Here is a 12,018-nt window from a genome sequence, read left to right on the forward strand (position 1 = left end):
TGCTTCAACCACCGCTTTGACGACCCATGCCCACCCCGGCAGTTCCACACTCCATTGGGTTCTTTCCGGTTTGGATCACCGTTCGCGACATGCATTGTTTGTCAACTCACGCTGCGTCTGGAATCACCCAGCGCTCCGCTGCCGACCGAATGTGGGCCCGCATGGCGGACTCAGCCATCAAGGGGTCTCTGGCGACCAGGTTGCGATAAATCTGCTCGTGTTCTGCCAGTGCAGCGCTCCAAGTGGGTTGGCTTTCCAGTCGATTGCGCATGTGACTGGCCAGAGGCCGTTGTCTTTCATCGAAGAGGGTGCTGATCAGTGCCGTCAGCACCGAGTTGCCAGCCATCTCCGCAATGCGCACATGAAACTCTCGATCATGCGCCAACACATCCCGGCCCGCGATGATGTCGGCCCGCATGCCTTCGATGCTTTCCCGTACGCGTGCTAGCCCTTCCGTGGTGGCGTTCACGCAGGCGAGAACAATCACCGAGCCCTCGACCACCCCCCGGGCCTGCATCAATTCTGCAGGGCTCTCGCCCATCGGAATGGACATGGCAGGCCGTCGCATGGCTCGCGCGCAGACATAAACGCCGGATCCCATGCGGATCTCCACGCTGCCTTCGATCTCCAGCGCGATCAGTGCCTCGCGAAGCGAGGGACGTGACACCCCCAGTTGCTGCGCCAGGTCTCTTTCGGGAGGCAGGCGGCTGCCTTCGCGGAAATCACCGCTTTGGATCAGCACACGCACCCGATCTGCAATTTGTTGATACAGGCGTCTGGGCTCCAGGCTCTTTTCCAAGTCGTTCATAGGCAGGTTCATGTGAATTTTGGTCTGTCCAATTGGTCAGGCCAAAGGGGCCTTTGATGAAGTGTAAAGGCGATCAATAGGCCTCTGAATGCGAGATTGTGAGCGATTCGGCATGAATTTGTCTCTTTCATGATGGGATTCGGGTAAACCCGGTAAGGCCAATTTGCTTTGTGCATTCAAATTGGCCTTACCAAAAAGAGGATCAGGTGCCTTTGCATGGCACCGCCCATACCACTTTGAACTACGCTTTCGACTTCTCTGCTCCGCTCGCGTATGCCCCAGACCTGCTGGCCGGTGCGTGGACCACCTTGACGCTGTCACTGGCATCCACGTTCTTCGGCTTTCTGCTGGGGGTTCTTTGCGCCATCGCCAATACCAAGGGCACTCGCTGGATGGCGCGGTGTGCAGGGGCGTACATCGAGGTGATCCGGAACACACCCTTGCTGGTCCAGGTCTTCATCGTCTATTTCGGGCTGTCGTCGTTGGGTTGGCAGGTGGGCGCCTTCACCGCGGCCACCGTGGCGCTGGTCGTCAACGTAGGGGCCTACACCAGCGAGATCGTGCGTGCCGGTATTGAGTCCATTCCGAAAGGTCAACTGGAGGCGGCTGAGTGCATCGGCCTGAGCCGATGGCAGACCCTGTTGCATGTGGTGCTGCCACCGGCCATCGAGCGGGTGTACCCAGCGCTGACCAGTCAGTATGTGCTGCTGATGCTGGCCTCTTCGATCTGTTCACAGATTTCGGCTGAAGAACTGACGGCCGTGGCCAACCGCATTCAGTCCGATACCTACCGATCGGTAGAAACCTACCTGATTGTGGCGCTCGCCTACTTGCTGATGTCTTTGCTCATGCGGGGCCTGTTCTGGCTGCTGGCCCGCCTCGCTTTCCCACGCCGTCGCCGTCTCGGCACCCCACTCTGACCTGTTACGGAGCACGACATGGGATTTCTCAATGCGGCGCATCTGCGCTTTTTGTTCGATGGTTTGCTGTGGACTGTGGGCCTGTCTTTGCTGGCGTTCGCGGGTGGCGGTCTGCTGGGCTTTGCCGTGGCGCTGGGCAGCTCTTATGGTCCGCGCTGGTCGCGTCTGCTGGTATCGCTTTACATCAAGCTGATCCAGGGCACGCCACTGCTGGTGCTGTTGCCGCTGACCTATTTTGGCTTGCCGGCCCTGGGCCTGGACGTGGCTCCCCTGGCGGCGGCGGCCCTGGCTTTGTCCATCTACGTGTCGGCTTACCTGGGTGAGATCTGGCGCGGCTGCATCGAGTCCGTGCCGCGCACCCAGGCCGAGGCCGCCGAATGCCTGGCCCTGCGCTGGCACCAGCGGGTGTGGCATGTGATCCTGCCGCAGGCCATCAAGATCGCCACGCCGCCTACCGTGGGCTTCATGGTGCAAATCGTCAAAAACACGTCGCTGGCGTCGGCCATCGGCTTTGTCGAGCTGGCCCGGGCCGGGCAGATCATCAACAACTCCACCTTCGAGCCCTTCGTCATCTTCATGATCGTTGCCGCGCTCTATTTCGTCCTGTGCTACCCGCTGTCGGTGCTGAGCCGCAGCCTCGAGAGGAAATTCCATGTCGCCCATCGTTGAGATCGACAACATCTCCAAGTGCTTTGGCAGCACGCGTGTGCTTGAAGGGGTGTCCTTCACCGTGCGCAAGGGCTCGGTGGTGGCCATCATCGGCCAAAGCGGCTCGGGCAAGAGCACCGCTTTGCGCTGCATCGACCGGCTCGAAACCGTGGACAGCGGGCACATCAAGGTCTGTGGGCACGATGTGACCGGCCCGGGGCTGGACCTGCATCAGCTGCGCCGCGACGTGGGCATCGTGTTCCAAAGCTACAACCTGTTTCCTCACCTCACGGTGCTGCAGAACATCATGCTCGCCCCGCGCCTGGTTCAGAAGGCTCGCAAGGCCCAGGCCCGGGACACGGCCCTGGCGGTGCTCAATCAGGTGGGCCTGGCCGACAAGGCCGATCACTACCCCTCGCAACTCTCGGGCGGGCAGCAGCAGCGCGTGGCCATCGCCCGCTCGCTGGCCATGTCGCCCCAGCTCATGCTGTTCGACGAGGTGACCTCGGCCCTAGACCCCCAACTCACCGGCGAGGTGCTGCGCGTGATGGAGCGCCTGGCGGCTGACGGCATGACCATGATCCTCGTCACCCATGAGATGGCTTTTGCCCGCAAGGTGGCAGACGAAGTCATCTTCATGCACCGCGGCCGCGTGTGGGAGCACGGGCCTGCCTCCATCCTCGACGCGCCCGCCACCACCGAGTTGCGCGACTTCGTCGGCAACGGCCTCTGATCCGCTCATTCCATTCATACCCAGGAGACAAACCCATGAAAGCCCGTCGTTCCCTCTTGTTGCGCACCCTGCTGGCTTCAGCCGTCTTGCTGGCCCTGGGCCAGGCGCCGGCCCACGCCGACCTGCTCAAGGACATCCGTGAAGCGAAGAAGATCCGCATCGCGCTGGACACGGGCTCGCCCCCTTATGGTTTTGTGGATGACGCCCTGAAGCCCGTGGGCTCCGACGTCGAGACGGCCCAGATGCTTGCCCATGACCTGGGCGTGGCCATCGAAGTGGTGCAGACCACCAGCCCCAACCGCATCCCATTCCTGCAGACTGGCAAAGCCGACATTGTGGTCGCCTCGCTGTCCGTCACGCCCGAGCGTGAAAAGGTGATCGACTTTTCGGTGCCCTATGCCCAGATCCAGGCAGTCGTGGCCGGGCCCAAAGGGGCCGACATCAAGGGCTTTGACGACCTCAACGGCAAGCGCGTGGCCACCACCCGGGGCTCCAACAACGACAAGGTAGCCACCCAGTCGGCCAAGGGTGCGCAGATGGTGCGCTACGACGACGACGCCACCCTGGTCACCGCCACCGTGAGCGGCCAGGCCGACATCATTGCCACCTCGCCAGCCATCGTGAACACGGTGCTGGCCAAGGCCCCCCAGAAAGATCTGGCCATCAAGTTCGTGATGCAGACCGTGCCGCTGGGCATCGGACTGCGCAAGAACGAGCCCGAACTCAAGGCCTGGCTCAACGACTGGATCAAGCGCAACACCGACAACGGCAAGCTGGGTGCGATCTACAAAAAGTACCACGGCGGCTGATCCGTCCACTCCACCCACTCCTCCTCTACCCACCCGCCACCGAGATCCCGCCATGCTGACCGTCATCTGTGAAACCCCCGGAACCCTGCGCGCCCTGGAGCGCGACCGCCCCAGCCGCGGCGAAGGGGAGGTGCTGGTGCGCGTCAAGCGCGTCGGTGTGTGCGGCACCGATCTGCACATCTTCACCGGCAACCAGCCCTTTTTGCAGTACCCCCGCGTGATGGGGCACGAGCTGTCGGGCGTGGTCGAAGAGGCGGCGCCCGGCGGTCGCCTGGCTGTGGGCGATGTGGTCTATGTGATGCCCTACCTGTCGTGCGGGCAGTGCGTGGCCTGCCGGCAGGGCAAGACCAATTGCTGCGTCAACATCCAGGTGCTGGGCGTGCACCGTGACGGCGCCTTCACCGAGTACCTGTCGCTGCCGGAAGCCTTTGTGCACAAGGCCGAGGGCGTCACGCTCGACCAGGCTGCCATGATCGAGTTCCTGGCCATCGGCGCCCACGCGGTGCGCCGGGGCCGGGTGCAGGCCGGCCAGCGCGTGCTGGTGGTGGGGGCCGGGCCCATCGGCATGGCCGCGATGATCTTTGCCCGCCTGCGCGGGGCTGAAGTCACGGCCCTCGACGGGCGCCAGGACCGACTCGATTTTTGCCAGCGTGAGCTGGGCGTGGCGCGCACCGTGGCCTTGGGAGAGGGCGATGAGGCCCAACTGGCCGAAGCCAGCCAGAACGAGTTCTTTGACCTGGTGTTCGATGCCACCGGCAATGCCCGGGCCATCGAGCGCGGCTTCGCCTTCGTCGCCCACGGCGGTCAATACGTGCTGATCTCGGTGGTGCGCGACACCATCAGCTTCTCTGACCCCGAGTTCCACAAGCGCGAAACCACTTTGCTGGGCAGCCGCAACGCCACCACCGAAGACTTCGAAACCGTATTGAGTGCCATGCGCGCCGGCCAGGTGCCCACCGCCGCCCTCAACACCCACCGCATGACCCTGTCCGATGTGCCCGCCCACTTTGCCACCTTGCTGGACCCGAAGCAGGGCGTGGTCAAGGCCATCGTCGAAATCTGAGCCCGCCACCGCCATGGTCCAACCCATACTCCAGTTCGGCACCAGCCGCTTTCTGCAGGCCCACGTCGACCTGTTCATCGCCGAAGCCCTGGCTCAGGTGCCCGGGGCGGGCGACGCCCTGGGCGGCATCACCGTGGTGCAGACCACCGACCGCGCCGACGGCGCGGCACGCATTGCCGCACTGGCCCTCGGCCAGGGCTATCCGGTGCGCATGCGGGGCGTGGCCGGCGGGCAGCGGGTGGATCGCCTGCAACACTGCGATGCCGTGCGCGAGGCCTGGCACGCCAACACCCACTGGCCGGCCCTGCGTCAGGCCGTGGCCGAGGGCGATGTGAAAGTGATCGTGTCCAACACGGGCGACCAGGGCTACCAGCTGCACGAGCAGGACGGCCCCGAGCTACTCGCCCAGGCCAGTCCCGCGCCGCACAGCTTCCCGGCCAAACTGCTGGTGCTGCTGCACGGGCGCTGGCAACAAAGCCCCAACAAAACCCTCACCTTGCTGCCTTGCGAGCTGGTGGAGCGCAACGGCGAGGTGCTGCGCGACCGGGTCTGCCAACTGGCACGGCAGTGGGGCCTGCCCGAAAGCCTGCAAAGCTGGCTGCGCCAGGGGCCCGTCTGGGCCAACTCCCTGGTCGACCGCATCGTCTCCGAGGCCATCGACCCCATTGGCGCCGTGGCCGAGCCCTACGCCGTGTGGGTGGTCGAGCGCCAGGCCGGTTTGCAACTGCCCTGCCGGCATCCGGCCATCGTGCTCACCGACGACCTGGCCGCGCACGAGCGCCTCAAGCTGTTCCTGCTCAACGCGGCCCACACCTTTCTGGCCGAGCGCTGGCTGATCGAGCAGCGCCCCGTGGCTGAGACCGTGCGCCAGGCCATGGCCGATGTCCCCCTGCGCGCCGAGCTAGAAGCCTTGTGGCGTGACGAAATCCTGCCCGTGTTCCAGGCCTTGGGCGAAGGCCCCCAGGCCGAGGCCTACCTGCGCGACGTGCGCGAGCGCTTCGAAAACCCTTTTCTCGAGCACCGCATCGCCGACATCGCCCAGAACCACGCGGCCAAAAAGCTGCGACGCCTCGCCCCCATCGTGGCCTTGGCGGCCCAGCGCGCGCCTGGCCTGGTGCAAGCGCGCCTGCAGTCCGCACTGGCCCCTACGCCTTGATGCGCCCCCCAACTGACTCCACCCAGCGCCCGTCCATGACCTCCGACCCCCTCACCCCAGCGCCCGCCCTGCAACTGTCCGCCCTCGACAACGTCGCCGTGGCCCGTCAGGCCCTGGTGGCGGGCCAGGCCCTCGCGCTGGGTGCCGGCCCGGCCGTGCTCGTGCAAGAGCCCATCCCCTCCGGCCACAAGGTGGCCTTGCAGCCCATCGCCAGTGGCCAAGCGGTCTACAAGTACGGTCAGCGCATCGGTCTGGCCTGTGTCGACATTGCGCCGGGCCAGCACGTGCACGTGCACAACCTGGCCATGGTGAACTCGGATGGTGCTCAGCACCCCGGGCAGGGCTACGTGCCCACCGTGCCGGCCGGCGATGCCTTGGGCTTTGACGGCTTTGTCCGTGCCGATGGTCGTGTGGGCACGCGCAACTACCTGGGCGTGATCGCCAGCGTCAACTGCTCGGCCACCGTGTGCCGTCACATTGCCGATGCCTTCAAGGGCGAAGCCCTGGCCGCCTACCCGCATGTGGATGGCGTGGTGGCCATCACCCATGGCAGCGGGTGCGGCATGGGCGGTGATGGCGAGGGCCTGGCGCTGTTGCAGCGCACCTTGCGGGGCTATGCCAGCCACCCCAACTTTGCGGGTGTGCTGGTGATTGGTCTGGGCTGCGAGGTCAACCAGATCGCCCCCCTGGTCAGCGAGATGGCGGCCCGCCCCGCGGGCCTGTTGGCCAGCCTCACCATCCAGGACGAAGGCGGCACCCGCGAGACCATTGCCGCGGGCAAGGCGATCGTGCAGGCCATGCTGGCCCAGGCCAATCAGTTTCAGCGCCAACGGGTGCCGCTGTCGCAGCTCACCGTGGGCCTGCAATGCGGCGGCTCGGATGCCTACTCCGGCATCAGCGCCAACCCGGTGCTGGGCGCCGCGGTCGACCTGCTGGTGCGCCAAGGCGGCCGGGCCATTCTTTCTGAAACCCCCGAGATCTATGGCGCCGAGCATTTGCTGACCCACCGTGCCGCCAGCCCCGAGGTGGCCCAGCGCCTGATGCAGCGCGTGGCCTGGTGGGAGCGCTATGCCGCTCTGCACGGCGGTGACCTCAACAACAACCCTTCGCCTGGCAACAAGGCGGGTGGCATCACCACCATCCTCGAGAAATCACTGGGCGCCGTGGCCAAGGCCGGCTCCACCGGCCTCATGGAGGTGCTCGAATACGCCCAGCCGGTCCAGGCCCCGGGCCTGGTGTTCATGGACACCCCGGGCTACGACCCGGTCTCGGCCACGGGGCAGGTGGCCGGTGGGGCCAACCTGATCTGCTTCACCACCGGGCGCGGCAGCACCTATGGCTGCAAGCCCACGCCCTCGCTCAAGCTGGCCTCCAACACCCCCATGTTCCAGCGCATGTCGCTCGACATGGACTTTGATTGCGGCGGCGTGGTCGACGGGCGCCAGACCGTGCTCGAAGCGGGCCAACACCTGTTTGCCCTCATGCTGGCCACGGCCTCGGGCCAGCGCAGCAAAAGCGAGGACAACGGCCTGGGGGACAACGAGTTCCTGCCCTGGCAACTGGGCGCGGTCATGTAGGCGAGGTGCCCGCCTGGGTCATTTGTGACGAGATCTGTCGCAATTTGAGAAAATCTGAGGCGGTATCTAATTGTTTCCGGGCTTACCCGGATAGGCCCAACTGGGTGGCGCTCTAACCTCCCCTGCGAGAACAACAACCCAGATGGAGCCCCACGATGAGCGTTCAATTCAAGATCAACGGCAAGCCGGTCACGGCCCAGGCCGAGACCGACACCCCCTTGCTGTGGGTGATCCGTGACGAGCTGGGCATGACCGGCACCAAGTTCGGTTGCGGCGCTGCCCTGTGCGGCGCCTGCACCGTGCATGTCAACGGCCAGCCCGCACGGTCCTGCCAGACCCCGCTCAGCGCCGTGGCCGGCAAGAACGTGGCCACCGTCGAAGGTCTGTCCAAGACCGCCAACCACCCGCTGCAGGTGGCCTGGCTCAAGCACGAGGTGCCCCAGTGCGGTTACTGCCAGTCGGGCCAGCTCATGAGTGCGGCAGCCCTGCTGTCGCGCAACAACAACCCCAGCGATGCCGACATCGACGCGGCCATGAGCGGCAACCTGTGCCGCTGCGGCACCTACAACCGCATGCGCGCCGCCATCAAGGATGCCGGCGCCATGATGCGCAACAAGGCCTGACCCCGGGAGACCCACATGAACAAGCACCAATCTGTTGCCAACACCTCCCGCCGGGCCTTCCTCAAGACCTCCACCGCCGCCACCGGTGGCCTCATCATGGGCGTCAGCCTGCCCCTGCTGGGCGCGGGCGCTGCGCAGGCCGCCGGCACCGTGCACACCCCGAATGCCTGGGTGCACATCGCCGACGACAACCGCATCACCCTGATGGTGGCCCGCTCCGAGATGGGGCAGGGCGTCTACACCTCCATGTCGATGCTGATTGCCGAAGAGCTCAACGTCGGCCTCAAGCAAGTCCAGGTGGTGGCCGCACCACCGGCGGCCGTCTATGTCAACGCCCTGTTGGGCGCGCAGATCACCGGTGGCTCCACCTCGGTGCGCGACGGCTGGGAGAAGCTGCGCGTGGCCGGCGCCCAGGTGCGCCAGATGCTGCTGCAGGCAGCCGCCAACCAGTGGAGTGTCGACGTGGCCAGCCTCAAGGCCGACCAGGGCATGGTCACCGGCCCGGGCGGCAAAAAGGCCAGCTACGGCCAATTGGCTGAAGCCGCTGCCAAGCTGCCCGTGCCTGAAAAGCCCGCCCTCAAAGACCCGAAAGACTTTGTCCTGGTGGGCAAGCGCACCAAGCGCATCGACACCCCCGCCAAGGTCAATGGCACGGCCGAGTTCGGCATCGACGTCAAGCTGCCCGGCATGGTCTACGCCTCGCTGGCCCAGTGCCCGGTGATTGGCGGCAAGGTGGTCAGCTTTGATGCCGCCAAGGCCAAGAGCATGCCCGGCGTCATCGATGTGGTGCAGATCCCCGACGGCGTGGCCGTGGTCGCGGCCAGCTGGTGGCAGGCCAAAAAGGCGCGCGACACCGTCACCATCCAATGGGATGAGGGCGCCGGCGCCCAGCTCAGCAGCGAAGGCATGATCAACAGCACCCGCGCCGCCGCTGCCAGCGCCAAGCCCATCGAGATCGCCAAGCCCCAGGGTGACGTGGCCGCCGCCTTCAAGGGCGCAGCCAAGGTGGTCGAGGCCGAGTACGTGCAGCCCCTGCAGGCCCACGTGCCGCTCGAGCCCATGAACTTCACGGCCCATGTCAATGGCGACAACATCCTGCTGGTGGGCCCCACCCAGTTCCAGCAAGGCGCGCAGGGGGCCGTGGCGGCGGCGCTGGGCGTCAAGCCCGAGGCCATCACCCTCAAGACCACCTACCTGGGCGGAGGCTTTGGCCGCCGCCTCGAGTTGGACTTCATCGTGCAGGCGGCCCAGATCTCCAAGGCCGTCAACAAGCCGGTCAAGCTGGTCTGGACGCGTGAAGACGACTTCACCCACGACTTCTACCGCCCCGTGGCCGTCAACCAGCTCAAGGCCGGGCTCGACGCCAGCGGCAAACCGGTGGCCATGCACTTCAAGGTGGCCTCGCAGTCGGTTACCCAGCGCGCCTTCGGCCTGCCCGCCAACACGCTGGATCCCTTCATGGCCGAAGCCTCGGTGCCGGGCTACAACATCCCCAACACCCAGCACGACCTGGTCATCCACGATGCCGGCCTGCGCGTGGGCTACTGGCGCGCGGTCAGCCACAACATGAACGCTTTCGCCAACGAAAGCTTCATCGACGAGCTGGCCCTGGCCGCCGGCCAGGACCCCTACCGCTACCGCCTCAGCCTGCTCGAAGGCAAGCCCCGCTTTGCTAACGTGCTCAAGCTGGCCGCCGAGAAGGCCGGCTGGGGGCAGCCGCTGGCCAAGGGCCGGGCCCGCGGCATCGCGCTGATGGAGGGCTATGACACCTACATGGCCCAGGTGGCCGAGGTCAGCCTCAACGAGGCGGGTGAGGTGCATGTGCACCGGGTCACCGTGGCGGTCGATCCGGGCCACATGGTCAACCCCGACACAGTCGAGGCCCAGATCCAGTCCAGCGTCGTGTTCGGCATGGGTGCTGCCCTCAAGCACCAGATCACGCTCGAGGCCGGTCGCGTGCAACAGACCAACTACAACACCTTCCAGCCGGTGCGCATGTTCGAGGCGCCCAAGGTCGACATCGTGCTCGTGCAAAGCCAGGAAAAGCCCGGAGGCATCGGCGAGCCCGCCACGGCCGTGGTGGGCCCCGCCATTGCCAATGCGGTGGCCGCGCTCACCGGCAAACGGGTGCGCCGCCTGCCCATCACGGCCGAAGCGCTCAAACAGGCCTGAGCCAGGCCCGAAACAGGCCTGAACGGCCCGGGCCCCCACTGAAGACCCAGCCCAGACCAGGGCCGTGTCTTCGGGCCATGGCCGGCCACCGTCATTTCGGCAGCCCAAGCCGTCAGAATGACAAACTGCCCTGTTGCCACCGGCACTTTGTGCTCTGGCAACGGTGCAGCACCCCGCCTAGACTTTTTCTCATCGATCCACCCCTTGAGAGAGAGTCCGCCATGTCCCGCAATTCCCACACCCCCTTGCGCAGCGTCCTGGTCCTGGGGGCCGGCAAGGTCGGCGGCACCATCGCCGACATGGTGGCCGAGGCCCATCAGCTGCCCGTCACCCTGGCCGACCAGCAGCCCGCCACCCACCCCGACGACGCCCTGGTGCAGCCCCTGCAACTCGACGTTCGTGACCCGGCTGCCCTCGCGGCGGCCCTGTCACAGCACCCGGTGGTGATCAATGCCTTGCCCTACTTCCTGGCCCAGACCGTCGCGCCCCAGGCGGCCCGGCTCGGGGTGCACTACTTCGACTTGACCGAAGACGTGGCCGCCACCCAGGCCATCCGCCAGTTGGCGGTGGGCGCCCGCAGCCTGCTCATGCCCCAGTGTGGCCTGGCGCCGGGGGTGATCGGCATGTTGGGCATGCAACTGGCAGAGGGCTTCGACGAGTTGTTCGATCTGAATCTGCGCGTGGGCGCGCTCACCCGCCACGCCACCAACCGCCTGCGCTACAACTTCACCTGGAGCATCGACGGCGTCATCAACGAGTACTGCCAGCCCTGCGAGGCCATCGTGCAAGGCCAGCGCGTCAGCACCCAGGCCCTGGAGGGGCTGGAGCAACTGCTGCTCGATGGCGACACCTACGAAGCCTTCAACACCTCGGGTGGGCTGGGCACCCTGTGCGAAACCCTGCAGGGCCGCGTGCGCAACCTCAGCTACAAAACCCTGCGCTACCCAGGCCACCGCGACGCCATGGACTTTCTGCTGCATGACCTGCGCCTGATCGAACAGCGCGACCTGCTGCGCCAGGTGCTGGACCACGCCGTGCCGCACAGCCGTGACGACGTGGTCATCGTGCATGCCTCGGCCACCGGCCTGCGCCAGGGCCGCCTGGAGCAACAGACCCGCCTCGCCCGCGTGCTGGGCGCCCCCTTGCGGGGCCGCCAGCGCACCGCCATCGAGCTGAGCACCGCCGCTGGTGTGGTCGGGGTGCTGGAGCTGCTGCAACGCGGCCAACTGCCCGCAGCGGGCTTTGTCCGCCAGGAGCAGGTGCACCTGCAGGCCTTGCTGGCCACCCGGGTCGGTCATCACTACGCCGGCCTGCGCGAGGCGGCTCAACCTGGCCTGGATGTTGCGACAGCCTCTGCGCCTGCAGGGGCAGCGACGGTGCCGCTCCTGCGCAAGGCACTTGCCGTTCACGCCTGATCGTGTGCCGCTCAAAAGCTGTGCGGTGGCATACTGGGCCGCGTCGGCCATGCGCCTGCAGCGCGGCGGTGCGTGGCTCGGTGGCCTGGCCGGC

At 66.2% G+C, this 12,018-nt stretch carries 11 protein-coding genes; 10 read left to right on the top strand and 1 reads right to left on the bottom strand.

The genetic code is table 11. The features are described from left to right. Positions 1-106: 106 nt before the first annotated feature. Positions 107-808: a FadR/GntR family transcriptional regulator gene (locus AC07VS_RS26260; RefSeq protein WP_494658796.1), complete on the bottom strand. Its 702-nt coding sequence runs from the start codon at positions 806-808 to the stop codon at positions 107-109. 236 nt (positions 809-1,044) lie between these two features. Between AC07VS_RS26260 and AC07VS_RS26265 the strand changes: the two genes are divergently transcribed. The 10 genes from AC07VS_RS26265 to AC07VS_RS26310 all read left to right on the top strand — a co-directional run bounded on the left by AC07VS_RS26265 (position 1,045) and on the right by AC07VS_RS26310 (position 11,924). Beyond that, complete coding sequence (locus tag AC07VS_RS26265) at positions 1,045-1,728, top strand: amino acid ABC transporter permease (RefSeq protein WP_492350484.1); 684 nt, start codon at positions 1,045-1,047, stop codon at positions 1,726-1,728. A gap of 18 nt (positions 1,729-1,746) precedes the next feature. Further along, positions 1,747-2,397 (top strand): amino acid ABC transporter permease, encoded by a 651-nt coding sequence (locus AC07VS_RS26270; protein ID WP_492350444.1) that lies wholly within the window; start codon positions 1,747-1,749, stop codon positions 2,395-2,397. After that, positions 2,381-3,109, top strand: coding sequence for an amino acid ABC transporter ATP-binding protein (locus AC07VS_RS26275; protein ID WP_492350445.1), 729 nt, complete (start codon positions 2,381-2,383; stop codon positions 3,107-3,109). The genes AC07VS_RS26270 and AC07VS_RS26275 overlap by 17 nt, the downstream gene beginning before the upstream one ends. A gap of 35 nt (positions 3,110-3,144) precedes the next feature. Continuing rightward, complete coding sequence (locus AC07VS_RS26280) at positions 3,145-3,918, top strand: transporter substrate-binding domain-containing protein (RefSeq protein WP_492350446.1); 774 nt, start codon at positions 3,145-3,147, stop codon at positions 3,916-3,918. Positions 3,919-3,970: 52 nt separating this feature from the next. After that, entirely contained in the window at positions 3,971-4,981 is a 1,011-nt protein-coding gene (locus AC07VS_RS26285) for a zinc-binding alcohol dehydrogenase family protein (protein ID WP_494752434.1), read from the top strand. Between the two features lie 13 nt (positions 4,982-4,994). After that, on the top strand, positions 4,995-6,137 hold the full coding sequence (locus AC07VS_RS26290) for a mannitol dehydrogenase family protein (protein WP_494752435.1): 1,143 nt from the start codon (positions 4,995-4,997) through the stop codon (positions 6,135-6,137). Positions 6,138-6,172: 35 nt separating this feature from the next. Beyond that, complete coding sequence (locus tag AC07VS_RS26295; protein ID WP_494752436.1) at positions 6,173-7,714, top strand: UxaA family hydrolase; 1,542 nt, start codon at positions 6,173-6,175, stop codon at positions 7,712-7,714. Positions 7,715-7,869: 155 nt separating this feature from the next. Continuing rightward, positions 7,870-8,337, top strand: coding sequence for a (2Fe-2S)-binding protein (locus tag AC07VS_RS26300; protein WP_492350450.1), 468 nt, complete (start codon positions 7,870-7,872; stop codon positions 8,335-8,337). 15 nt (positions 8,338-8,352) lie between these two features. Further along, on the top strand, positions 8,353-10,509 hold the full coding sequence (locus tag AC07VS_RS26305; RefSeq protein WP_492350451.1) for a xanthine dehydrogenase family protein molybdopterin-binding subunit: 2,157 nt from the start codon (positions 8,353-8,355) through the stop codon (positions 10,507-10,509). A gap of 221 nt (positions 10,510-10,730) precedes the next feature. Next, positions 10,731-11,924, top strand: coding sequence for a saccharopine dehydrogenase family protein (locus tag AC07VS_RS26310; RefSeq protein ID WP_494752437.1), 1,194 nt, complete (start codon positions 10,731-10,733; stop codon positions 11,922-11,924). The last annotated feature ends 94 nt before the right edge of the window (positions 11,925-12,018 follow it).

Source organism: Curvibacter sp. GW821-FHT01G03 (genome assembly GCF_059422285.1).